General features: G+C 62.6%; 18 protein-coding genes and 1 pseudogene. 12 read left to right on the top strand and 7 right to left on the bottom strand.

Annotated features, from left to right (window positions below; genetic code table 11):
• Positions 1 to 120: 120 nt before the first annotated feature.
• The gene (locus PG888_RS14170; RefSeq protein WP_182938726.1) at positions 121 to 1,803 is read right to left on the bottom strand and encodes a methyl-accepting chemotaxis protein; all 1,683 of its coding nucleotides are present in this window, start codon (positions 1,801 to 1,803) and stop codon (positions 121 to 123) included.
• 272 nt (positions 1,804 to 2,075) lie between these two features.
• Between PG888_RS14170 and PG888_RS14165 the strand changes: the two genes are divergently transcribed.
• The 5 genes from PG888_RS14165 (at position 2,076) to PG888_RS14145 (ending at position 10,386) form a co-directional block, all read left to right on the top strand.
• A complete protein-coding gene (locus tag PG888_RS14165) occupies positions 2,076 to 3,920 on the top strand; it encodes a M3 family metallopeptidase (protein WP_182938727.1) in 1,845 nt (614 codons plus the stop codon).
• Positions 3,921 to 4,492: 572 nt separating this feature from the next.
• On the top strand, positions 4,493 to 6,877 hold the full coding sequence (gene pgaA / locus PG888_RS14160) for a poly-beta-1,6 N-acetyl-D-glucosamine export porin PgaA (RefSeq protein ID WP_232093599.1): 2,385 nt from the start codon (positions 4,493 to 4,495) through the stop codon (positions 6,875 to 6,877).
• On the top strand, positions 6,877 to 8,835 hold the full coding sequence (gene pgaB / locus PG888_RS14155; protein WP_182938729.1) for a poly-beta-1,6-N-acetyl-D-glucosamine N-deacetylase PgaB: 1,959 nt from the start codon (positions 6,877 to 6,879) through the stop codon (positions 8,833 to 8,835). Before pgaA ends, pgaB begins: the two co-directional genes overlap by 1 nt.
• Positions 8,832 to 10,082, top strand: a complete 1,251-nt coding sequence (pgaC, locus tag PG888_RS14150; protein WP_182938730.1) for a poly-beta-1,6-N-acetyl-D-glucosamine synthase — start codon at positions 8,832 to 8,834, stop codon at positions 10,080 to 10,082. The genes pgaB and pgaC overlap by 4 nt, the downstream gene beginning before the upstream one ends.
• Positions 10,069 to 10,386 carry a hypothetical protein gene (locus PG888_RS14145; RefSeq protein ID WP_182938731.1) on the top strand — a complete coding sequence of 106 codons (318 nt, stop codon included), beginning with the start codon at positions 10,069 to 10,071 and terminating at the stop codon, positions 10,384 to 10,386. The genes pgaC and PG888_RS14145 overlap by 14 nt, the downstream gene beginning before the upstream one ends.
• 90 nt (positions 10,387 to 10,476) lie before the next feature.
• On the opposite strand, the gene PG888_RS14140 is transcribed toward PG888_RS14145, so the two are convergent.
• Positions 10,477 to 10,866 (bottom strand): hypothetical protein, encoded by a 390-nt coding sequence (locus PG888_RS14140; RefSeq protein ID WP_232093600.1) that lies wholly within the window; start codon positions 10,864 to 10,866, stop codon positions 10,477 to 10,479.
• Between the two features lie 151 nt (positions 10,867 to 11,017).
• On the opposite strand from PG888_RS14140, the gene PG888_RS14135 reads away from it, so the two are divergent.
• Entirely contained in the window at positions 11,018 to 12,316 is a 1,299-nt protein-coding gene (locus PG888_RS14135) for a ferredoxin reductase family protein (RefSeq protein WP_182938732.1), read from the top strand.
• A gap of 6 nt (positions 12,317 to 12,322) precedes the next feature.
• On the opposite strand, the gene PG888_RS14130 is transcribed toward PG888_RS14135, so the two are convergent.
• On the bottom strand, positions 12,323 to 15,505 hold the full coding sequence (locus PG888_RS14130) for a S41 family peptidase (protein WP_182938733.1): 3,183 nt from the start codon (positions 15,503 to 15,505) through the stop codon (positions 12,323 to 12,325).
• Positions 15,506 to 15,784: 279 nt separating this feature from the next.
• Here PG888_RS14130 and PG888_RS14125 point away from each other — a divergent pair, with 279 nt between their 5' ends.
• The 4 genes from PG888_RS14125 to PG888_RS14110 all read left to right on the top strand — a co-directional run bounded on the left by PG888_RS14125 (position 15,785) and on the right by PG888_RS14110 (position 19,327).
• The gene (locus PG888_RS14125; protein ID WP_042059638.1) at positions 15,785 to 16,261 is read left to right on the top strand and encodes a L,D-transpeptidase family protein; all 477 of its coding nucleotides are present in this window, start codon (positions 15,785 to 15,787) and stop codon (positions 16,259 to 16,261) included.
• 164 nt (positions 16,262 to 16,425) lie between these two features.
• Positions 16,426 to 17,952, top strand: a complete 1,527-nt coding sequence (locus PG888_RS14120) for a YjjI family glycine radical enzyme (RefSeq protein WP_182938734.1) — start codon at positions 16,426 to 16,428, stop codon at positions 17,950 to 17,952.
• Between the two features lie 10 nt (positions 17,953 to 17,962).
• Entirely contained in the window at positions 17,963 to 18,865 is a 903-nt protein-coding gene (locus PG888_RS14115; protein ID WP_182938735.1) for a YjjW family glycine radical enzyme activase, read from the top strand.
• Between the two features lie 138 nt (positions 18,866 to 19,003).
• Positions 19,004 to 19,327 (top strand): DUF1820 family protein, encoded by a 324-nt coding sequence (locus tag PG888_RS14110; RefSeq protein ID WP_042059647.1) that lies wholly within the window; start codon positions 19,004 to 19,006, stop codon positions 19,325 to 19,327.
• Positions 19,328 to 19,390: 63 nt separating this feature from the next.
• Here PG888_RS14110 and PG888_RS14105 read toward each other — a convergent pair whose 3' ends face one another.
• The 3 genes from PG888_RS14105 to PG888_RS14095 form a co-directional block, all read right to left on the bottom strand.
• On the bottom strand, positions 19,391 to 20,323 hold the full coding sequence (locus PG888_RS14105; RefSeq protein ID WP_182938736.1) for a LysR family transcriptional regulator: 933 nt from the start codon (positions 20,321 to 20,323) through the stop codon (positions 19,391 to 19,393).
• Positions 20,324 to 20,383: 60 nt separating this feature from the next.
• Positions 20,384 to 21,580, bottom strand: a complete 1,197-nt coding sequence (locus tag PG888_RS14100; protein WP_182938737.1) for an amino acid aminotransferase — start codon at positions 21,578 to 21,580, stop codon at positions 20,384 to 20,386.
• A gap of 140 nt (positions 21,581 to 21,720) precedes the next feature.
• The gene (locus PG888_RS14095) at positions 21,721 to 21,996 is read right to left on the bottom strand and encodes a metal/formaldehyde-sensitive transcriptional repressor (RefSeq protein WP_182938738.1); all 276 of its coding nucleotides are present in this window, start codon (positions 21,994 to 21,996) and stop codon (positions 21,721 to 21,723) included.
• 71 nt (positions 21,997 to 22,067) lie between these two features.
• Between PG888_RS14095 and dmeF the strand changes: the two genes are divergently transcribed.
• Positions 22,068 to 23,030, top strand: coding sequence for a CDF family Co(II)/Ni(II) efflux transporter DmeF (dmeF, locus tag PG888_RS14090; RefSeq protein ID WP_182938739.1), 963 nt, complete (start codon positions 22,068 to 22,070; stop codon positions 23,028 to 23,030).
• Between the two features lie 56 nt (positions 23,031 to 23,086).
• On the opposite strand, the gene PG888_RS14085 is transcribed toward dmeF, so the two are convergent.
• Positions 23,087 to 23,500 carry a hypothetical protein gene (locus PG888_RS14085; protein WP_042063201.1) on the bottom strand — a complete coding sequence of 138 codons (414 nt, stop codon included), beginning with the start codon at positions 23,498 to 23,500 and terminating at the stop codon, positions 23,087 to 23,089.
• Positions 23,501 to 23,762: 262 nt separating this feature from the next.
• On the opposite strand from PG888_RS14085, the pseudogene PG888_RS14080 reads away from it, so the two are divergent.
• Positions 23,763 to 24,350: pseudogene (locus tag PG888_RS14080) on the top strand (pullulanase-associated domain-containing protein); the annotation flags it as partial.
• Positions 24,351 to 24,426: the final 76 nt, after the last annotated feature.

Below are 24,426 nucleotides of genomic sequence, written 5' to 3'. Positions count from 1 at the left end.
ACTGTGCCGATCCCCGTTGAATATGGCGATAAGATGCATGCTGATTGCGTGTTGTTGGCGCAAAAAAACCTGCCAGTCGGGCTGGCAGGTCGGGTGACAAGGCGACACGGGTTGACGCCGTCAGTGACGGGCGCGCTGCTCGCCTGAGGTGTGAGGTACGGGCGCCATCATCGGGGCTGCGGTTGACGCCTTGCCCAGTTTGAATACCGCAAGCCGCTCATCCAGGCTGCGAGAGAGACCGGCCAGCAGCTCGCTCTCCTGCGCCAGTTGCGAGGCGGATTGGGACATCTCCAGCGCCGAGTCATTGATACCGCTGACGTTGCGGTTCATATCCTCGGCGACCATGCTCTGCTGTTCGGCGGCGGTGGCAATCTGGGTCGCCATGTCGCTCACATGCTGGATGCGGTTGACGATCAGGGTGAGATCCTGCCCCGCCTGCTGCGACTGGTTGACGCTGCTCTCCGCCAGTTTGCGGCTGGTATCCATGGCGTTGGCGGCGGTGACGGCCCGTTGCTGCAGTTGGGCGATGGTGCTCTGGATCTCTTCGGTAGACTGGCGAGTGCGGCTGGCCAGTTGGCGCACCTCGTCGGCCACCACGGCAAAGCCGCGGCCCTGTTCGCCAGCCCGGGCTGCCTCGATGGCGGCGTTGAGGGCCAGCAGGTTGGTCTGCTCGGAGATGGCGCTGATGACGGCGGTTACCTCGCTGATCTGCATCACCCCCTCCTTGAGCTGATTGACCTGCACGGTGGCCTGTTCCACCTCGGTGGCCAGCGCCCTGATGCCGTGCACGCTGGCGTGAACGTCGCGGTTGCCGAGCCCGGCTTCACCGGTGGCCTCTTGAGTATCCCGCGCGGTATTTTCGGCGTGACCGGCCACATCGGAGATGGTGGTGCTCATCTCGTTCATGGCGGTGGCGAGCTGGGCCAACTGATCCCGCTGGCTGGTCACCGCCTGATTGGTCTGCTCGGCAGAGGCGGCGATGCGCAGGGCGGCATCGGCCACGTTGCGAGCCCCCAGACTGGCCTCCAGCAGGGCATGGCGGATGGCATCGAGACTCTGGTTGGTGCAGCGGGCGACCACCCCCAGCTCATCCTTGCCCTGTACCGGAATGCTCACCATCAGGTCGCCCTTGGCGACCCGCTGCATGGCGTCGTTGATCTGGCCGAGAGGGGCGACGATCGAGTGGGTGATGCGCCAGCCCAGCAGCCCCATCAGCAGGATGGCGATGGCAGTGGCGGTGCCCATCTTCATGTATTGAGCCCAGATGGTCTGCTGAATATCTTGCAGCAACATGCCGGAGCCGAGGATCCAGCCCCAGGGCTGATAACCGGAGACCATGGAGAGCTTGTCAGCGGTTTCGCCCGACGGGCCGGTCCAGACATATTGCAGGGTGCCCTGTTTGCCCCCCTTGGCGATATCCACCATCTGGAACCAGAACTGCCCGGCGGTGGCCGCGCCACCTTCTCCCATTTTCTGACCGACCAGTTCGGGGCGGATGGGGTGAACCAGCATGGTGCGGTTCTCGTCGATGACAAACAAATAGTTGTTGCCATCAAAGCGCATGTGGGTCAGCAGCTTGCGCGCCTCCTGCTGGGCCTGCTCCGCCGGCAGGGTGCTGGCCAGAAACTGGATCTGGCTCATGGCCTGGCCCAACACCGCATTGAGCCGCGCCTCCCGCTCACTCATCAGATTGAGTTTGAGCGCGTTGGCCGAGATGAACAGCAGCGAGACAAAACCGACAAACGCCAACGTGAGCAGCAAGATCAATTTGCGGCTCACGGTGATATCACCGAGCTTGAACATGATTAAACCCTCGTTATCCCGTTTTATGGTGGCTCTGTACCGCTGCAGCCAGTTTGTCAAAGTTAACAACTCATTTACTTTCAGCCGTTTGCCGACCTTTTCTAATGAGCGTTTGAACAACAGTATAGCCAGCAGACAGAGCGCCCCACTTTTTGGTAGCGTGTTCATGCGCATCCCTGCGCAATTTTTGCCGAAGAGTGTGAATGATTTGGCATTTCATCAAAAAAAGGAGTGGGCCCCGCTCTGGGTGATCCCATCACAAGAGGGAATTTATGAGTTCCATTGCCAGGAATTACTTCAACCAGCTCAACGCCGACTACCTGCAGGTACACAGGCGCAAGGAGGATCTGTTCTGGTCCACCTATATGGGCACCAGCGATGATCAGGCCGGTTTCACTGCGGCCGAGCAGACCTACAAGGCGTTCTGTGCCAATCCGGCCCGCCTGCCCGCATTGCGGGAGATGCTGGCGCAGGCCGATGAGGATGATCTCAAGCACGGTCTGCAAGGCTGGATCGCCTTCTTCGAATGCAATGTCATCGAGGATCCGGCCGCCGCCGCCCTGATGGACGAGCTGGTGGCCGCCGAGGCGGAGCTGTTCGCCCGCCGCAAGGGGCTGAAACTGACCCTGTTGGATGAGCAGGGCCAGCAGGTGGCCGGTAGCCTGCCCGCCGCCAGCACCTCCCTTGCCGCCAGCCCGAACGAGGCGGTGCGCCAGAGCGCGCTCGCCATGTTCCACACTCTGGAGCAGTGGGTGGTCGACAACGGTTTTCTCGAGGTGGTGGCGATCCGCAACCGCTTTGCCCGCGCCATGGGCTATCGCGACTACTTCGACTACAAGGTGCGCAAGAACGAGCAGATGAGCCCGGAGCAGCTGTTCGCCATCCTCGACGACTTCATCGCCCGCACCGACGTCCGGCTGCAACAGAGCCTCGCCGAGCTGAAGGCCGCCAAGGGTGAGGCTGCACTGCTGCCCCACAACCTGCGCTATGCCATCAGCGGCGATGTGACCCGTCAGCTCGACCCCTATGTGCCCTTCTCGCGGGCGCTGAAGGATTGGGTCGAGAGCTTCCGCCGTCTCGGCATCCAGTATCGCGGGGCGACCCTGACGCTGGACTTGCTGACGCGGGAGGGGAAATACGAGAACGGCTTCTGCCACGGCCCGGTGCCGAGCTTCTTCCAGCAGGGGGAGTGGGTGCCGGCGGTGGTCAACTTCACCAGCCTGGCCGACCCGGCGCAGGTGGGCAGCGGCTGGAACGGCCTCAACACCCTGTTCCACGAGGGAGGGCATGCCGCGCATTTTGCCAATGTCACCGGCAACGCCCCCTGCTTCTCACAGGAGTTTCCGCCCACCTCCATGGCCTATGCCGAGACCCAGTCGATGTTCTGCGACAGCCTGCTGGACGATGCCGACTGGCTCAAACGCTACGCCAGAAATGCGGCGGGAGAGGCGATCCCCGATGCCCTCATCAAGGAGATGATCGCCGCCCGCCAGCCGTTTCGGGCCTTCAACGAACGCCAGATTGCGCTGGTGGCCTACTTCGAGCGGGATCTCTACGCCATGGATGAGGCCAAACGCACCCCCGAGGCAGTGCTGGCACTGGCCCGCCAGTGGGAGCGCAAGATTGTCGGGGTAGAGAGCCCGCGCCCGCTGCTGGCCATTCCGCACCTGCTTAATCAGGAGTCGGCCTGTGCCTATCACGGCTACCTGCTGGCGCTGATGGCGGTGGAGCAGACCCGCGCCTTTTTCCTCAAGCGTGATGGCTACCTCACTGACAACCCGCGCATCGGGCCGGATCTGGCCGCCCATTACTGGGGGCCGGGTAACGGCATGAGCCACGATGAGACCCTGCGCAGCCTGACTGGTGAGGGATTCAGCGCGGTGCCGCTGGCCGAGGCATGCAACCTGAGCGCCGCCGACGCATGGCAGCTGGCACAAGCCTGCATGGCCGCCGCGCAGCAGCGCCCCGCCGCCGGTGAGGGTTCCCCGCTCGACGCCCATATCCGGGTGGTACACGGCGCGGAGCTTATCGCCGACAACAGCGAATCAGAAACCCGCATGCTGGCCGATTTCGAAGCGTGGATCGTTAACCATTACCGACGAGCGTCAGCTGCGTAATTCACGGTGCTCCCGGCGATCTGGTCGGGAGCATCGCTTTTCGTGGCTATTTGTTGTCGCAACAGCGTCTGGTGTTGCCATTTTGCGGGTAGGTTGCGACGTGCCCTGTCGCTTTGTAGATTGGGACTGCAATCTTTTCATCAGATATGTATTCGTATGAACATGAATACGAATAGTGGGTGGCACTGTCATGGAGCCCGCAATCCACACGGTTTTGCCTAATTTATCAATAGTGTTTTTTGTAGCTATCTTTGTGCATAAATATCAAGCAGACCAATCCATTTGATAACCATTCCCATTTTTCCGGATTGACTAAATTGTCCACAACGGCAGAATCGCCCGTCTTGCCACTCCCGATGTGAATCGGGTTCGGAAAGCCTCAGATCTCCGCCCGGAGATGGCTGGGCCGCACATAGGAAAGGTGCTGGCCCACTGCCCGCCTTTCACCCTCGAAATCAGCACACAAGTCAGGAAGCCCTCTTGCTCATCAGGCAGGAGCGGACGGGTGTGTATATCCGTATGGCCGTGCAGGGACGATACGACCAGCGTTTGTTATGGGTGGTATGTTGCGAATGAATCGCATCTTTTTGATGTTTGCGCTGTTGCCCCTGCTGGTGTGTGCCAGTGAGGTGGACAGGGCGCGCGAAGCCTGGGTGATCAAGGCCCGGGCGGGAGAGCTGGATGCGGCGGCGCACGGGCTGAGCGGCCTCTATCGCCAGAGTGGTGATGGCAAGGTGCTCGATGACCTGATCGCCGTGCAACTGTGGCGGGGGGATCGCAAGGGGGCACTGGCCGCCTGTGAGCCGTGCGAGTTCAGCCCCATCAGCAACAGTACGCTGGAAGGGGTGGCTCGCGCCGCCCGCGACGAGAAGCGCTACTCCGAGGCAATCAGCTATTACCGCATCCTGCAGGGGCGTGATCCCGCCAACCCCAATGGCTGGCTCGGGCTGTTTCTCACCGCCAGCGATCAGGGCAACCGCGAGCTGGCCCGCAGCGCAGCGGCTGATTATGAAGCCCGTTTCGGCCGCGATCAGGCGATCCTCGAAGCCCGCATCTATGCCGCCCGTCAGGGTGACGATCCTATGGGTGAGCTGCTGGCCCGCCAGCAGTGGCTGGAGCTGGAGCCGGACAACCCCGAGCAGGTGCTGGCGCTCTATCGGGTGGCGGTGAGCCTGGGGGCGGGGCCTGCGGCGGCGGAGCTGATGGACCGTTACCCCAAGCTGTTCAAACCGGTCGACCGGCTCTGGCTCGACTACTACCAGGCGGTCAACCTGCTGCGGATCTCGGCCCAGACCGAGGATCCGGTGCTGGCACGTCGTTCCCTGACTCGCACGCTGGCGTTGCAAGACAGGATCCTGGCCCGCGCGCCACACGATCATGTGCTCTACATCAGTGCCCGCCGCGATGTGGTGGTGACGCTGGTAGCCCTCGGTGATTTTGTCCGGGCCGAGCAGGAGTCCGCCGCGCTGCAGGCCGAGGGGCCATTGCCTGACTATGTACTGGAGGCGCGCGCCGATGCGCTGGCCGGGCTGGGACGGGTGGATGAGGCCTCCGTGATTTACCAGCAACTGGCGACGCCGGCCCGCGCCAAAGACAAGCGGCTGCTGGAGAGGCGCTTCTACGCCTACAGCGACGGCGAGCGCTATGGCGCGGCGCAGGGGCTGCTGGACGGTTGGCAGGAGCCACCGACGCGCTGGGATTTCACCGGCAATATGCGGATGGCCAACGACGACTACGAGAAGGTGTTGCAGCTGAAAACCCTGCTGCAGGCCTGGCGTGGTGAGGCAGGTGCCGCAGAGGCGCAGTTGGAAGGGTGGCTGCAAACCGCGCCAGCCAACCCCTGGCTCTGGTTGCAACTGGGGGATATCCGCCGTTGGCGTGGTCATCCCGACGGGGCCGAGCAGGCTTATCAGCAGGCGGTGCGCTGGCTACCTGCCGGTCGCACCGTGCTGGCCGAGCCCGGTCGCCTCAATGCCCGGCTCGACAAGGGCGATTGGCAGGGCACGCCGCAGGCCGTGCGCTCCCTGGGCAACCTGACCCGTGATCGTCAAGAGTTGCAGCAGCGGCTGACTCTGGAGCAGGCCCCGCAATTGGTCACCGAGGTTACCCACGGCCGCAACGAAGGGGGCTCGGTGCAGGCCAGCCGTGACTGGAGCTACGACAGCCGCCTCTACAGCGCTCGCACTGATGGTGGCGATCGGCTGTTTGTCCGCCGTCAGGGCAGCTTTGGTGAGTTCGATCAACAGCCCGAGCGCGCCGCCTATACCGGGCTGGGGGCCGAGCTCTCCTTCTACCCGCTGCAACTGACGCTGGAGGGTGGCACGGGTAGCGAGCTCAACCACAAAGGCTATCTGTGGAGTCGCCTCGACTGGCGGCTGGACGATCGCTGGACGCTGGGCACTGCCATCAACCTCAATAGTGCCGACACTCCGTTGCGGGCACTGGCGCGCGGCAACTACGCCGATCAATACCAACTCGATCTGGGCTGGCGTCAGGATGAGACCCGCGAGGGGGCGCTGCGGCTGGAGCGGATGGATATCAGCGATGGTAACCGGCGGCTGACCGCCTCCGGCTGGCTGCGTCAGGATCTCTGGCGCCGGGATCGCTGGTGGTTCGATACCACCTTGCGTGGCGCCACCTCCCGCAACGAGGCGGTGGAGGTCGACTACTTCAATCCCCTGCAGGATCGCAATCTGGAGCTGGAGCTGGCGGGGCGCTACCGGCTGCCGCTGGATGGGCGTCGCTCCCTGCTGCAGAGCCTGATCATCAGTGGCAATCAGTACTGGCAACAGGGCTATGGCAGCGATCAGGGGTGGCAGCTCAGCTATCGCCACGACTGGATACTCTCTCCCGCCCTCAGCCTGGGTTATGGCCTTGGCCGCCGTCAGGCCATCTATGACGGCAATCCCGAGTTCGGAAATTTCATCTTCGCCAATCTGCAATGGAGTTTCATGTGATGAGACGCTGGCTTGCTCCTTTTGTTGTGCTGCTTGCACTGCTGCCTTCGCTGACGCAGGCGGCCCGGCAACCCGACGACTATGTGGTGCTCTGCTACCACGATATCGTCGATCTGAAATTGACCCCCAACCTCAAGCTCTATCCCCAGACCATCCGGCGCGACACCCTGATCCGCCACTTCAACTGGATCAAGCAGCAGGGTTATCACCCGGTCAGCTTCCAGCAGATCCTGGATGCCAAAGCGGGCAAGGCACCGCTGCCGGAGAAGGCGATCCTGCTCAGCTTCGATGATGGCTACGAGAGCTTCTACCGGCTGGTCTATCCGCTGCTCAAGCTTTACAACTACCCGGCAGTGTTTGCGCTGGTGGGCAGCTGGCTGGATGTGGCGGATGACCAGATGGTCCCGTACGGCAATGACAAGCTGCCGCGCAGCTACTTCGTCGGCTGGCCGCAGATCCGCGAGATGCAGGATTCCGGGCTGGTGGAGCTGGCTTCCCACACCTTCACCTCCCACTACGGGTTGCTCGCCAACCCGCAGGGCAACGTGCAGCCGGCGGTGACCACCGCAGGCTGGAGCCAGCATGGCTACGAGAGCATGGCCGACTACCGGGCCCGGATAAAAGCCGACTTCGATGCATCGGCCAGTCAGCTCAGGGAGCAGACCGGTCGGGCACCACGGATCCTGGTCTGGCCCTACGGCGCCTTCAACCAGACTGCGCTGGAGCTGGCCAGTGCGGCCGGGATGCCCTACACCTTCACGCTGGCCGAAGGGCTCAACAAGCTGAGTGACTCGGGCAGCACGGTGCGCCGCTATCTGCTGGAGGAGGACACCAGCCTCGAAACCCTGGACGAGATCATGGGAGGCAATACCTGGGAGCGGCAGGTGGAGCGGCTGGTGCATGTGGATCTGGACTATGTCTACGACAAGGATCCGCTGCAGATGAACAAGAACATCGACATGCTGCTGGATCGGATCAAGGGCTACGGCATCACCACCGTCTATCTGCAGGCCTATGCCGATGACAATGGCGACGGGGTGGCGGAGGCGCTCTATTTCCCCAACCGTCATATGCCGGTCAAGGCGGATCTCTTCAACCGGGTGGCCTGGCAGCTCAAGACCCGGGCCGGGGTCAAGGTGTTCGCCTGGATGCCGGTGATGGCCTACGACATGGGACCAAACCACGCCTATGTCACCGACAGCCGTACCGGCGCCCCCGCCAAGGGGCAGTATCTGCGCCTCTCACCCTGGGATCCTGCCAGCCGTCAGCTGTTGCTGGATATCTATGAGGATCTCGGCTTTTACACCAAGTTTGATGGTCTGCTGTTCCACGATGACGCCTTCCTCAGTGACTACGAGGGGCCGATGCCGCTGGCGCGTACTCCTGACGCGCTGCAGGCGCAGGGGGAGCAGAAGACCGATCTGTTGATCGACTTCACCATGGCGCTGCGCGATGCCGCCGCCCGCTATCGGCAGGGGGGCGCCGACGGGCTCAAGACCGCCCGCAACATCTATGCGGCGCTGGTGACCGAGCCGCAATCCCAGCAGTGGTTTGCCCAGAGCATGGCGGCGTTTGCCAAGGCCTATGACTACACCGCCGTGATGGCCATGCCCTATATGGAGCAGGCAGAAAACCCCGATGAGTGGCTGGCCAGGCTGGCGGAAGATTCACTGGCACAGGTGCCGGCCAATCGGCTGGTGTTCGAGCTGCAGAGCCGCAACTGGCGCACCGACCAGCCCATCCCCGATGCCGAGCTGGCGCGCTGGATGGAGATCATTCAGCGCAAGGGGGTGACCAACTTTGGTTACTACCCGGATGATTTTCACAACAATCAGCCGGATCCGGCCGTGCTCAAGCCGGTCTTCTCGGTGCAGACCCAGCCTCAGCCGACCCAGCTGCCAGCCACGCCGGTTGCAGCCAGCGCCGCCACGGCGACCCACGGGGAGGCGCTACGGTGAAGGATCTTCTGGAAGGCATCGCCATCTTTACCCTGGCCTATCCCAGCCTGATGGCGATGGTGTGGGTCTGTGGCGGCCTCTATTACTACTTTCAGTGGGAGCGGCGGGATATCGCGCTGGCCAAGCAGGGGCTGGAGCTCCCCTATTACCCCAAAGTGACGTTAATGGTGCCCTGCTACAACGAGGGAGCCAACGTCGAGGAGACCATCGGCCACCTGCTGCGCCAGCGTTATCCCGATTTCGAGGTGCTGGCCATCAACGATGGCAGCAAGGATGACACCGGCGCGCGGCTGGATCGGCTGGCGCAGCAGGATCCGCGCCTGACCGTGATCCATCAGCACAACCAGGGCAAGGCGATGGCACTCAACAACGGGCTGGCCGTGGCCAGCGGGGAGATCTTGGTCGGCATCGACGGGGATGCGGTGCTGGACTATGACGCGGTGCGCTGGATGGTGAAGCACTTCATCGAGAGCCCGAGGGTCGGGGCGGTTACCGGCAATCCGCGGGTGCGTACCCGTTCCACCATCATCGGCAAGATCCAGACTGGCGAGTTCAGCTCCATCATCGGCCTCATCAAGCGGGCTCAGCGGATCTACGGCACCGTCTTCACCGTCTCCGGGGTGGTGGTGGCCTTTCGCAAGCAGGCTGTCGAGGCGGTCGGCGGCTGGAGCAATGACATGGTGACCGAGGACATCGACATCAGCTGGAAGCTGCAGCTGGCCGGTTGGCTCATCCACTATCAGCCGCAGGCGCTCTGCTGGGTGCTGATGCCGGAGACGGTGCGCGGCCTCTACAAGCAGCGGCTGCGCTGGGCGCAGGGGGGCGCCGAGGTGTTTTTGCGCTACGGGTTGCAGGCGATGCGCTGGCGCAACCGCCGCTTCTGGCTGCTGCTGCTGGAGTATCTCTCCAGCGTGACCTGGTGCTACAGCATGTTGCTGTTGGCGCTGATCTGGCTGATGGAGCCGAACCTGAGCGGGTTGGCGGTGGGTCACCTGTTCCAGTGGACCGGGGTGATGATGACCGCCATCTGCCTGCTGCAGTTCGGGGTCAGCATCTTTATCGACCACCACTACGACAAGAGCATGGCCCGCAGCTTTATCTGGTGCGTCTGGTATCCGCTCATCTACTGGCTGCTCAATCTGGTGACCGTAGTGGTGGCAGTGCCCAAGGCGATCCTGCGTCGCCGTGGCCAGTTGGCCGTGTGGGAAAGTCCTGACCGAGGAGAGTCGTTCCGTGACAAAACATAAGCTGGCGAACGAGATGATCATCAGCAACGGCACCCGGCGCAGTTGGAAGTACCGGCTGCGGGATTTGTTGCTTCTGCTGGTGACCTGGAGTGGCTGGTTGTTTCTGGCGCTGCAACCCTGGCTCAACTATCTGGAGACGGAAGAGAATCAGAGCTTTATCGGCTCGCTGGATGCCGTCGAGGTGGGGCAACTGTTTCTGGCCCTGCTGTTCGGCATCTTCCTGCTGATCCACTCCTGGGCGAAATACAACAAGCTGCTGTATCGCTTGATGCGAAAGCGATCCACCGCGACAAAGTCATCATAAGGGGCCGGTTGGCCCCTTTCTGTTTTATTACCGGTCACTCACTGCGAGGCGGGCAGTACACGGTAACGTGTCTTTTTTGGTCATTATTGGTCATTCATCAATGACTTTATTTCCGCATTTTTCACAGATGGCGTGGCGTTCAAAGCGATCCATGTTGGCCAGAAAGGGGCCCGCCGCCCAGCCGGTAATGAAGTCCTTGATAAACGCTTTGCGCTTTTGCTCCGGTGTCGGTTGTTTGCCAAAGGATTTGTCGACCAGCACCACGACATGGGTGGTCTCGCGCTGACAGCTGGGGCAGAAGCGTTGTTCGGTGGATGCAAGCAAGGGGGGCTCCTTGTCCGGAAGAGTGGGCTGCAGGTTTTCCGCCGCAGATATGCAGTGTCCCCATTTGATTCCTTTTGCTGGCAGGTCGTCAATCACAGCGGAGGTGGATTGTGCGCCATCTCCTATGAAGAGAGGCAAGCCAGCAAGCGTGATCATAAGGGGCCAGTCGGCCCCTCTTTTGTTTCCGTTTGTCACACATTGCCACACAACCTTCCCCCTCAGGCAAAGTCTTGTGACCGGATGGGAGTGTAATGGCGCCATGAGCAGGGAGATGGGGCCCTGCAGCGATGGAACCAGGGAGAATGTTATGACGGATAAACGGGTTTGGTGGCTGTTGCCACTGCTGGCGGTCGGGGTCTGGTGGCTGGGTTATGCGGGGGATGCCAACGGGGTGTGGCCCTGGCGCCATGAGATGTTGTTGCTGACCGGCCTGCTGGGGATGACCTATATGGCGATTTCGCTGTTGCTGGCGCTGCGCTTGCCGCAGCTGGAGCTCTGGTGTGGCGGTCTGGATCGGATGTTGCGATTGCACCGTCAGACGGCCATCGGCGGTGCATTGGCGCTGACCGCCCACTGGCTGCTGGTGGAGGCCCCCAAGTGGGCGGTCTCGGCAGGTTGGCTGAGTCGTCCCGCGCGGCGTGGAGCCAGCGCTGCCGAAGTGGGTGCCGGAGCAGGCAATGGCATCTCGCTCCATGCCCTTGGCAATACCCTGGGGGAGTGGAGTTTCTATCTGCTGATCGCGCTGGTGGTGCTGAGTTTGCTGGCGCTGGTGAGTTATGGCCGTTTTCGACTGATCCACCGGCTGGCCCCGCTCATCTATCTGGCGGGCTGGTGTCACGGGCTCTGCTTGTTACCTCAGGTGGGGGTCATGACCCCGGTGGGGGTGTCGATCTGGCTGGTCGGCGGGATAGGTGCCATTGGCGCCCTCTACTCCCTGTTGGGGCAGGTAGGGGCGCGGGATCGCCATCCGGGCCGGGTCATTGCGGTGCGGGCGCTGGCGGATCAGACCTGCGAGCTGACCATGCAGCTGGAGCGGCCGCTCGCCCATTACCGCCTAGGCCAGTTTGCCTTCTTCGAGTTTGACGCCAAGGAGGGGCCGCACCCCTTTACCCTGGTGCGGGTGTCAGCGGATCGGCGCCAGCTGGTGATCGCGGTGCGGGCGCTCGGGGATCATACCCGTCAGCTGGTGGCAAAGGCGCGCGCCGGGGATGGGGTGGTGGTGACCGGGCCCTATGGCGCCTTTGTCGCGCCGCAGGGAGGAGGGCGAGCCCTCTGGCTGGGGGCCGGGATCGGCATCACGCCGTTTGTGGCCTGGCTGGAGGGGTTGGCTGCCCGTGGAGAGCGCAGCGAGGGGATCACCCTGATCCAGTGTGCGCCGGATCTGGCAGGCGCCGTCTACCACCGGCGGTTGGCCGAGCTCTGTCATCGCACCGGCGTGCGCTATCAGCTGCATCTGGACAAGGCTGCCGGGCGGCTGGATCTGGCCCGCATCGCGCAGGATGCCCCCGAGCAGGTGTGGTTTTGTGGGCCGGAGGGGATGGCAGATGCCCTGACCCGGCTGTTGCCGGACGGGCATCTGCATCGCGAGCTGTTTCGCTTTCGTTGAGCGCAGTTATTGGGTGCTGGCTGGCAACTGCTTGAGGGCGGCTTGTACCGCCGCCTCCAGCTGCGGGTCGCGCCCGGCCACCATGTCGGCGGGGGTGAGTGGCACCTGAACGTCCGGGATCAGCTCCTGATTTTCGTAGAAGGTGCCGTCCGGTTTGCGCAGCCCCAGGGTCGGAATGCCGTAGGCGAGCCCAGGGATCAGCCGGGAGTCGTGGTTGTAGACCATGGTGCCGGTGCCGGGCACCGGATCGCCGACGATGGGGCCGACCTTGAGGGCGCGGTAGTACTCGGGGAAGGCGGAGCCTTCCGAGTAGCTGGCGGCGTTCACCAACACCACCGACGGCTTGGTCCACTGGCGGGTGGCGGCGTCGGTTTCACCCTTGCCCTGACGGGGCCAACTGCTGGCCATCCCCTTGGTGCTGCCACTGCCGGTCAGAAATTCCACCAGGGTATTGGCGAGATAGCCGCCGCTGTTGAAGCGGACATCGACGATCAGCGCGTCGCGATTGCGCTGTCTGCCGAGGGCATCCGCCACCACCGCATCGTAGACCTCGCTATTCATCGCTGGCAGATAGACGTAGCCGACCCGTCCTCCACTCAGCCTGGCCACCTGCTCCCGCCGTTTCTCAATCCAGCTAGCCTGTTGCAGCTGGTACTCCTGCTGCTTGTCGATGGCGGTGAGCACCACCTCGTCAGTTTGCTTGTTGCCCGCCAGCTGGAAGGTGAGGGCGAGCCTAGCACCGGCCTGATGGTTGAGGGCCTGATCCAGCTCGGCCAGATTGGCAATCGGGCTGCCGTTGATGGCGAGCAGGCGGGCGCCCGGGGCGATATCGCTCTCCTGATCCAGCGGGCCGCCAGAGAGCAGGGCAGTGAGCATCACTCCTTGCTCGCCATCCTGCCAGTAGCCGCCAAGGCTGGCGGTCTCGTCCGCCATCCGCGGGAAGGGGGCGGGGCCGTTGCCCCAGGTGTGGGAGACATTGAGCTCACCAGCCAGCTCCGCCAGCAGGTTGCCAAAGTCCCGCGGGTTGCCGATGCCCGGCAGCAGGCGGCGGTAAGCGGCGACATAGCTGTCCCAGTTCACCCCGTTCATATCGTCCAGATAGAACTCATCCCGGGTGAGCCGGGCGATCTGATCGAAGGCGGCGGTCATGCGTGCCTGCCAGCGGCCGGTGGGCTGCAAGGCGAAGGGGGCGCTGGTGGCTTCGCCGGAGTCGAGGTGGATGCGGGTGATCTCCCCATCCCGCACCAGGGTGGCGAGGGTGCCTTGTTGGTTGAGGCTTGCCAGCGCGGGGCCGGGCTGTTCACCAAACAGTTCGCTGGTTTTGCCTTTGCGCAGATCCAGGCTGTAGCCCTTGATCTCGCTCTCGCTGTTGACCCCCATCTCCTCCACCAGATAGATCAGCTGGTCGCCGATGATGCGGCTGGCGAGCAGGGTGCCGGAGGGTTGCAACAGCAGCGCTTCCCGATGGTTGAGGCGATCGCTCTCAAAGCCGTATCCCCCTTTCGGCGGCTCCAGTTCGGCAATCGCATCGGCTCTGGCGGCGCGGCTGCTGTAAATGCCGAGCAGGTTGGTGACGAGGGGCTCGCCATCGGGCCCCAATGCGCCAAACCGGGTCGATTGCCAGTAGAGAATGGCGCCATCCTGACTCCAGCTAGGTTGCCCATCCTGATAGCCGTTGAGGCTGACATTGACCGGTTTGGCCTTGGGATTGGCCGTATCGATCACCGCGATCTCCTGCTCTGCCGCATCGGGGCGGAAGGTGATCGCCAGATGGCGGGAGTCGGGAGCAAAGGCGAGATGCACCTCGTGGCGCGACGGGTTGAAGCTGGCAGGCACCAGCTCCCGCTGCTTGTTGCTCGCCAGATCCAGCAGATGGATGGCCTGGCCATCCACCACGAAGGCGAGCTGCTTGCCGTCGGGGGAGAGCACCGGACGGCTGATCCCCTTGCCGGGAATGCCCAGCAGCAGGCTCTCGGTCAGGGTACCCGGATCGCTGAACAGCAGATCCGGATCCCCCTTGCGCAGGCGATAGAGGGCGGCGTGCCCCCGCTGCTCGGACAGATAGATGAGGGCGCGCCCCTGCTCGGCGAAGAGGGGGCTGGATTGCTCGCTCGGATCGCGGGTTAGCTGGCGCACCCGCTCCCGCTCGGGGTCGACGGCAAACAGGTTGCCCTCGCTCACCAGGATCAGCTCGTCCGCCTCTTCGCTGACCAGCGCTTCGTCTGCCAGGGTCAGGGCCTCGCTCGCCTCATCCGGTGCGCTCGCCACTTGCGGGGTGAGGATCAGCTTGCGTGGCTCGTTGCTACCGGCATCGAGGCGATAGAGTTCACCCAGCCATGACCAGACCAGATCCCCGGCTCGGGAAGCGCTGAGCCCCCGCACCGGATGGCCCTGATAGTGGGTCAGCTGCTGCTCCTTGCCACTGGCGAGATCCCGGCGCCAGACGTTGAAATCGCCGCTGCGCTCGCTCAGGTAAAAGAGGGTATCCCCCTGGTCGCTCCAGACCGGATCGGTGGCGGCGACCCGATCTTCGGTCAGCTGCTTGTGCTGCTTGCCATCAAACAGCCAGAGGCGGGGCACCGCGAAGGAGTGCTGATGCTTGCGAAAGGGTTGATCCGCCGCGGGCATCTGATAGGCGAGCAACTTCCCGTGCGGGCGAGCCAGGGTCGCAGGCAGCGGCAGATCGGCCTGCAAGGTGCCGCCGCTGATCGGAGTCCAGTAGAGCTCGCCCCATTGGTAGCCTTCCGCGACAAAATGGTCGGCATCGGGGGACCCCGGCCGCTGGCTGCTCAGCAGCAGCCGTTTGCCATCGGCGCTGAAGGCTTGCGGCAGATCGGTGCGCGAATCGCGGGTGAGGCGCACCATCTCGCCGCCGCTGGCGGGTACCACGAACACATCCTCGTTGCCGTAGAGATTGGCGGCAAAGGCGAGCCGTTTGCCATCCGGCGACCAGACTGGCCGCTGGCTCAGGTAGTCGCTGCCGGTGAGCGCTGTAGCGGGGCCGCCCTCGGCACTGGCGACAAAAATGCGCCCCTGCCAGGTGAAGGCAAGCTGCTTGCCATCGGGGGAGAGGGCAGGCTCGCGCAGCCAGAGAGCATCGGCGGCAACACTGGCGGGCAGCCAGAGCAGCAGCGGCGAGCACAGTAGCGAAGAGAACAGCAGGGTGGCGAGGCGGCACGAAGATCGCATGGCATAAACCTGTCGGGGAGTGGAGTGTTATCTTCGCCGATCATTGCCCCGGGTGCCAGCGCGATAATATTTTGTATCTTGTTGTTTTAACTGTTAATTACCAATGTCAGATGACGGCGCTCAGGGCCGGTGTCGCCGCAGTTGCAAGATATGTTTTACCGGGCATATTGAGTATTGATGGCGATCCAATATCATGGCGCTCGCTCGCCGCTCGGCGGGCATAGTTCAGATGATCTGGTAACAAGAAAAGCCCGCACCAGAGGCTTGTCGAGGGATGGAATGAGAGCCGTATTACTGTGTTTGTTGGGGCTTTGGCCCGCACTGAGTTTTGCCAACCTGTCTGCCGACATGGTGATAGTCAAGAAGTCGACCTATAGCCTGACCCTGATGAAGGATGGCAAAGAGGTGAAACGCTACTGGATTGCACTGGGCCCGGCGCCCAAGGGGCACAAGCAGCAGGAAGGGGATCAGCGTACGCCGGAAGGGCGCTACACCCTCGATTACAAGAAGACCAATTCCGGCTACTACAAAGCCATCCATATCAACTATCCGAACCTGGATGACATCAAGCGAGCCAATGAGCTGGGTGTGCGTCCGGGTGGCATGATCATGATCCACGGCCAGCGCAACAGCATTGGCAACCGCAGGGTTCAGCCCTCCAACTGGACCAACGGCTGTATCGCCATGCTCAACCACGAGCTGGACGAGGTGTGGAGCGCCATCGAACCGGGCACGCCCATCATCATCGAGCCCTGATCCGCACAACGGGGGCCTTGTCGGCAGACAAGGCCCCCGTTCTGTTTGGGGTGTGATCGTCTATTGCGGATGTCTTTTTGAGACATTCGTATTGTTGTGAATGTCACTTCAAAAAAAGCCTGCAAACGGTGAGGATATGGGCTCTGTCCGTGAAGGAGTGTCCCATGTCTTTGACCGAAACCTGTCAGCGCATCGTGCGCGATCCCCATCTCTCTGCTGCCCAGAAGAGCCATGCGCTGGCGCTGGCCGCCGAGAATGCGTTGCCCTACCCCGACCTGCCTGCCGCAGTCGCCGAGGCGATGGAGCTGGGATTTATCTGCGACATGTTCGAAGGGCATGCCCCCTACAAGCCGCGCTATGTGCTGCCGGACTATGAAAAATTCCTGAGTCAGGGCTCTGCCTGGCTGGAGCTGGCGGCGCCGCAGGATTTCGACGAGGCGCTCAACGCCCTGCGCATCCTCTATCACCATGTCCCCTCCGTTACCGGCATGCCGGTCTGGCTGGGTCGGCTCGACCATCTGTTGCTGCCGTTCGTCGGCGAACTGGATGACGAGACCCTCTATCGCAAGCTGAAGGGGTTCTGGGTCTATCTGGACAGGGTGCTGCCGGACGCCTTCATGCACGTCAACATCGGGCCGGATGACAACCGCATCTGCCGCCTGATCCTGCGCATCGACAACGAGCTCAAGCAGGTGGCACCGAACCTCACCTTCTTCCACGATCCGGAGCAGACCCCGGACAGCCTGCTGCTGCAAGCGGTGAAGAACATCGCCGAGTGCAGCAAGCCGCACATCGCCAACTACCCGATCCACCGCGATACCTTCGACCAGCGTGGTTTTGGCATCGTCAGCTGCTACAACGCCCTGCCGCAGGCCGGTGGCGCCAACACCCTGGTGCGCATCTCCCTCAAGCGGGTCGCCGAGCAGTGTCAGGGGATCGATGATTTCCTCGGCTGCCTGCTGCCCCACTACTGCCGCCTGGCCTCCCAGTTGATCGAGGCGCGAGCCGCTTTCCTGCATCAGGAGTCCGGTTTCTTCGACAGCTTCCTGGTGAAAGAGGGGCTGCTGGATGAGGATCGTTTCGTCCCCATGTTCGGTATCTACGGCATGGCGGAAGCGGTCAATATCCTGATGGATAAAGAGAACCTGCCGGATCGCTACGGCCACGGCGAGGAGGCGAACCAGCTTGGCTATCGCATCTCGGCCCAGCTCTCGGAATATGTCACTGCGACGCCGCAAACCCATGCCTGGGGTGGTCGCGCCCTGCTGCACTCACAGGGTGGCCTCAGCATCGATGTGGCGGTGACCCCCGGGGTGCGCATTCCCTACGGGCATGAGCCGGATCCGGCCAGCCATGTGCTGGCACTGGCACCGCACCACACTTATTACCATTCGGGGATCAGCGAGATCCTGACCCTGGATCCCACCATCCGCCAGAACCCGCAGGCACTGCTGCAGCTCTGCAAAGGGGCGCTCGCCATCGGTATGCGCGAGTTCACCGCCAACGTGGCCGACAGCGATCTGGTGCGGGTGACCGGCTACATGATCCGCAAGAGCGACGTGGCTCGCTTCGCAGAAGAAGGGTCGCGGTTGCAGACCACCTGTCTCGGTGCCGAGGCGAGTGAAGTGACCGCCATCCGGCAGCGGGCACCGCGAGTGGTCGCCCACGAATCGACCATCGGCGAGTATTGAGTTCGCCCTGATGGCTGATGTTTTGCCAACACGCAGCGCCCTGGTAAGCAGGGTGCTGCCGTTCTCCTGTGTCGACGGGCCGGGCAACCGGCTGGTGCTGTTTCTGCAGGGTTGCAACTTTCGCTGCCCCGGCTGCCACAACCCGCACACCATAGGGCTGTGCGACGATTGCGGTGACTGCCTTGCGGTCTGTCCGAGCGGTGCCCTCTCTCTGGATGAGGCCCCCCCTGGCAAACGCAACGTGCGCTGGCAGGCGGCGCTCTGCACCGATTGCGATGCTTGTCTGGATGCCTGCCCCCGCAGCGCCAATCCCAAGACCGCCACCATGACGGTGGCCGAGGTGCTGGTCCTGCTGCGTCGCTACGGCCCGCTGCTGAGCGGAATTACCGTCTCCGGTGGTGAGGCGACCACCCAGCTCCCCTTCGTGGTTGCGCTGTTTGCCGCCATCAAGGGCGCGCCGGATCTGACCCATCTCACTTGCCTGCTCGACAGTAACGGCTCGCTGGCCGAAACCGGCTGGCAGCGGCTGCTGCCGGTGCTCGACGGCGCCATGCTCGATCTCAAGGGGTGGCGCGACTCGGTGCATCACTCGCTGACCGGCTATGGTCGCGAGCGGGTACTGGGGTCGCTGCAACTGCTGGCAAGCCACGGCAAGCTGACGGAACTGCGGCTGCTCCACGTGCCGGGCAAGAGCGATTTTCTGGATGCGAATGGTGAGCTGGACGCAGATCTCGCCACGTTTTTGCAGCGGCTTGGGCCTGTGCCCATTCGCCTCAACGGCTTTCGCCACCACGGAGTACGTGGGGAGGCGGCGCAATGGCCAGAGGCTAGCCAAACCGAGCTGGAACAGCTGGCCAGCCGCTTGCGCGCAGCAGGATTGGGGCCGGTCTCACTGCCAGCCCTGATGCGCTGAGTGGCTGCGTCATCCGGTGACCGTTATGGCGTGAGGAGCGGTATGGAAAGGCCGTAACTGTGATTTCTGTCTATTGGAGGGGGCGAGAACGGCGGCTAGAATAATGGCCATCTTCTTCCCCCTCAATGACAGATAATCATGAGTGAAAGCAAGGCGTTATATCGGGTTCAGTTTATTTGCCACAGCGAGCGCTACGAAGTGTATGTGCGCGAAGTCAATCAGGGCTCGCTGTTCGGTTTTATCGAGATTGCCGACTTTGTCTGGGACAACCACACGGCGCTTATCGTCGATCCCGGCCACGAGAAGCTAAAGAGCGAATTTGCCGATGTGCGCCACACCCTGATCCCCATGCATCAGGTGCTGCGCATCGATCAGGTCAGAAAGCAGGGGGCGGCTCGCATCACGGAGCTGGGCAGCAACGTCGCCTCCTTCCCCAGCCCCATCTATACCAAACGCCCCTGATCCCTCAATGCCGTTGATGTTTCGCCGCGGCGAAACATCAACTTCTTCTCTCTGTCGCCCGGCTCAGGGCTCAATCAATTCGCGACCCAGTTGCAGGATCCGCTGGCGGAACCAGTGACGGGCCGAACCGTCTCCGGCCGGGCCATACCAGACCAGACTGTGGCTCACCTTACCGTAATCGAACGGTGCCGGACGCAGTACCAGATCCGGCTGATTGGCCATGCAGGCTGCCCAGCCACCGATGGCGGTGAGGATCAGGTCGGTCTGGGGCAGCAGGGCCGCCGCGCTGGCAAAATCGGGCAGGGTGGCGCCAATCTGGCGACGTACCTGCTGCTGGGCCAGGCTCTGCTCGAAGAAGGGGTTGGCCAGCTCCTGATCCCGGATGGCGATATGGCGCCAGCTCAGGTAGGCATCGAGATCCCAGGGCTTGGCCAGCGCCGGGTGATCTTTGCGCAGCAGGCAGACCAGTTTTTCTTCCCGCAGGGTCTCCCACACCAGCCCCGGCTGGCGCGGCAATGGCTGGCTCTGGTCATGTGGCAGGATCACGAAGTCGAGTTTGCCCGCTGCCAGCGCCTCCAGCCCCTGCTCATCCTTGTTCCAGATCTCCGGCACCATGCCCGGCACCTCTTTCATCAGCTGACCCAGAATGGGGCCCACCGGCCAGGTCATCACGCTCTCGCGCAACCCCAGTCGCAAGCTGCCCTGCCACTGCTGCGGGTTGAAGGCGTTCTGGCGGGTGAGGCCGTTCAGCTCCCCCAGCAGCCGGTGCAGGGTCGGGGCCAGCCGCTCTGCCATGGGGGTGAGCAGCAGCTGGTTGCCCTGGCGATAGAGCAGTTGATCCCCCAGCAGATCCCGCAGCTGGTTGAGGGTCTTGCTGACGGTGGAGGGGGTGGTGCAGAGCCGCTCGGCGGTGCGGGTGACGCTCTGGTTGTCGAGCAGCAGGTGCAGGGTGACCAGATGGCGACCTCCCAGCCGAGAGAGAGCGATCAGATCCATAAAGACTCCACAAGCGAATGAAACAGACAAAAAGCCCCGCCGAAGCGGGGCTGGTGCGGATTAGCCCTGGAGCACCGCGGCCATGGCATCGGCCACGTAGTCGACGTTGCGGCTGTTGAGGCCCGCCACGCACATGCGACCGGAGCGCACCAGATAGACGGCGAACTCCTCGCGCAGGCGATCAACTTGCTCCGGCGTGAAGCCGGTGTAGCTGAACATGCCGCGCTGGTTGATGAAGTAGCTGAAATCACGGCCCGGCACCTTGGCGCTCAGCACCTCGAACAGCTTCTCGCGCATCGCCTTGATGCGGGTGCGCATCCCGGTCACCTCGTCAACCCACAGGGCGTGCAGCTCCGGCTGGCTCATCACCGCCGCGGTGATCTGGCCACCGTGGGTGGGCGGGCTGGAGTAGTTGCGACGCACGGTGGCCTTCATCTGGCCCAGTACCCGGCTTGCCTCTTCGGCATCTTTGCAGATGACCGACAGGCCGCCGCAGCGCTCGCCGTAGAAGGAGAGGTTCTTGGAAAACGAGTTGCTGACGAAGAAGCTGACCCCCGCAGCCACCATGGCGCGAATGGCATAGGCATCCTCTTCCAGCCCGTCGCCGAAGCCCTGATAGGCGATGTCCATGAAAGGAATGAGATTCTTCTCGACCACCAGCGCGATCACCCGATCCCACTGGGCGCGGGAGAGATCCACCCCGGTCGGGTTGTGGCAGCAGGGGTGCAGCAGCACGATGCTTTTTGCTGGCAGGACGCTCAGGCAGTCGATCATTGCATCGAACTGTACGCCGCCGGTGGCCGCATCGTAGTAGGGGTAGTCGTGCACCTTGATGCCGGCCCCCTCGAACATCGCCTTGTGGTTGTCCCAGGTCGGGTTGCTGACCCATACCTCGGAGGTCGGGAAGTAGCGCTTGAGCAGATCGGCGCCGATCTTCAGCGCGCCTGAGCCGCCGATGGTCTGGATGGTGGCGATACGTCCCGCCTTGACCGCTTCATGGTCGGCACCAAACAGCAGGTGTTGCACTGCGGTGCGGTAGTTGGCGGCGCCTTCCATCGGCTGGTAGGGGCGCGGGGCAGGGGCGGCGGCGCGCTGGGCTTCGGCCTGCTGCACCGACGGCAGCAGCGGAATGCGCCCCTGCTCGTCGTAATAGAGGCCGATCCCCAGGTTCACCTTCTGCTCGCGGGTGTCTTTGTGGAAGGTCTCGACTAGCGTCAGGATGGGGTCGCCAGCATAGGCATCGACGTGTTCAAACATGGGGGATCCTTGAAATTGACTGTCCAGTAAAACCGGCGGTCAGCCGGGCTGGACATCATGGCGCAAAGCTGACGGTGGCTCAAGCCCGACGCTAGTCGAGCCTGAAGGGATGGTGCCACTGGCAGGCAGTGCCACCTTGATCACTTCAAATAGGATCGCAGGACGCTGACCACCTGATCCAGATCCTCCAATCGCTCGGTCGGGGTGGCATCGGGGGCGCCGAGATGCTCGCGCATATGTCCCTCCAGCACCTCCAGCATCAAGCCGTTGACGGCGCCGCGGATGGCGGCGATCTGCTGCAAAATGGCGGCGCAGTCGCTCTCCTGCTCCAGCGCGCTCTCCAGCGCACCGGTCTGTCCCTTGATGCGGCGCACCCGTGCCAGCAGCTTCTTCTTGTCGTGAATGGTGTGGGACATGACGGATCCTCTCGATCAATAAAACTATACTGGGGTATAGTATATTGCATCATCGCTCTCAGGAGAAATCCATGTCATCCCTCGCTCAATCCCACTGCCATCAACCCGTCATCCACCAGGGCAATCCGCTGGCCGAACAGAAGACCCGCTGGGCCGTATTGCTGACCGTCATCATGATGGTGGCGGAGATTGGCGGCGGCTGGTTCTACAACTCCATGGCACTGCTGGCGGATGGCTGGCACATGAGCTCCCACGCGCTTGCGCTCGGTCTCTCGGTGCTGGCCTATCGCGCCGCTCGCCACTTTGCTCGCGACCACAGATTCAGCTTCGGCACCTGGAAGATCGAGGTGCTGGGTGGCTTCATCAGCGCCCTGTTGCTGGTGGGGGTGGCCGGGTTGATGCTGTTCGAGTCGGTGTTCCGGCTGCTCGATCCCAGTCCGATCCACTATCAACAGGCGATCGCCATCGCGCTGGTGGGGCTGTTGGTGAACCTCGCCTGTGCCTGGTTGCTCAAGGATGATCATGGCCATCACCACCACGGCCATGGGCATGACCACCATCATGATCATCACGACCACGATCATCATCATGACCATGATGATCACCACGGTCATCAGGATCTCAACCTGCGCGCCGCCTATATCCACGTACTGGCGGATGCAGCCACCTCGGTGCTGGCGATCCTGGCGCTGGTGGGGGGCATGTTGTGGGGGGCAGACTGGCTCGACCCGCTGATGGGCATAGTCGGCGCCGGACTGGTGGCGGTATGGGCCTGGGGTCTGCTGCGCGACTCCGGTCGGGTGCTGCTGGATGCCGAGATGGATACCCCGCTGGTGGCGGAGATCCGCGAGGTCATCGCCGAACTGCCGGGCACCGATATCCGCGATCTGCATGTCTGGCGGGTAGGGCAGCAGCAGTATGCCTGTGTGCTCTCTCTGCTGATGGTCAATCCGTTGCCGGCGCAGCAGATCCGCGAGCGGCTGGCGATCCATGAAGAGCTGGTGCATGTGACCATCGAGATCGCCAGCGAATAGGATAAATAGCGGGGGCCGTTGGCCCCCTTGGTTTCAGTGCCGTTGGCTCCCTGATGTCAGTGCGGTTGCCCGGTGAGCTCCTCCTGGGGCTTGTGTTGCCACACTGCGCCGAGCAGCAGCTTGAGCAGCAGTCCGGGCGGGTTGTCCAGCAGCTTGCCCGACTCCAGCAGCAGCTGACCATCGGCGCGAAACCCGAGGCTGGCATCGATAGTGCCATCCTCCGAGACCACCTGGATCAGGCCATGAAGGGCGGAGCGCTCACCGGGCTGACAGCGCAGCCGCAGTTCGCGGGGTTCCCCCAGCAGGGTGAAGGCGCGGCTCAGCGGGGGCGAGTCTTCATAATCGGGCCAGTTGAAGAAGTGATACTGCTCGGCCAGGGCGCCCGCCTGCTGGCAGAACTGGTCGAACAGCTGCCCGATCGCCTGATACTCCTGATCGAGTCGTTGTGCCTGCTCTTCAATCCGTTTCATTGTTTACTCCTTGTCTATCCACTTGATCAGACATTGCTTTTCTGACCCCGTGACTGCCGTTTTCCAGATATGAGGCCAAATGGCCGCGAGGTCTGTGAGCCGGATCGAAGTTTCAATCTGAAAACGTTATCTTGTTGAAACTGGATGGTTTTTTTGCCCTTCCGCTCACATTTGAATCGATTGCCGCTGATTAATATGGCACCGCCTGGCAATGACCGGGTGCTCGACTATCGAGACTAACTACAGCGGGAATTATAAAAATATGGATATGAAAAAGACCAAAGTGGCGCTGGTAACAGCCTCACTGCTCGCGCTTTTGTCTGGCTGTAATGACAACAGCTCTGATCCCTCCGGTGTGAAACCCGTCCCCCCTACACCGCCTACGCCTGAAGTCACTGATGGGCCTGTTGCCCGTCTGCCCAAGATGGATCCCCCGAAGGAGTTGCTGGTTGCCGGCGACAATCAGGTGGTCATTGCACTGGTGGATACCCAGTCGGCAGCCAAAGGGGCCAAAACGCCCTTTGACAGCCACAGCCTGCATCTTTGGAACAAAGATGCCTGCAACGCTACCGCTGACAGCGGCCTGAATACCGGGTGGGATGACAAGAGCAAGACGCCCGCCACCGCCGACAGCTTTGGTCCTGCCTGGGTGGTGCCGCTCAACAAGGTGGAAGGGTGCATCAACTTCATTGCCCGTAACGGCGATCTGGCGAACCTGACTGGTAGCGACATGAAGGTGATCTTCAGTGAGCACCCGGATCGCACCGTGGCCATCGTTGCGGGCAAGAAAGATCTGTTCGGCAGCCGCGCCGAGGCCTTTACCGCCGCCTTCGGGGTGGCGGGTGCCAGCAGGGCGGGATCGCACTTTGTTAATGAAATTTGAACAGGCAGATCGTCTGTGATCTAATCGCGTCTCCATGCAGGAG

The organism is Aeromonas sp. QDB23 (assembly GCF_027707745.1).
GTDB classification, from domain to species: Bacteria; Pseudomonadota; Gammaproteobacteria; order Enterobacterales; family Aeromonadaceae; genus Aeromonas; species Aeromonas allosaccharophila.
Note: the sequence above shows the minus strand (reverse complement) of the source record. Positions and strands in the feature narration are given on the sequence as shown.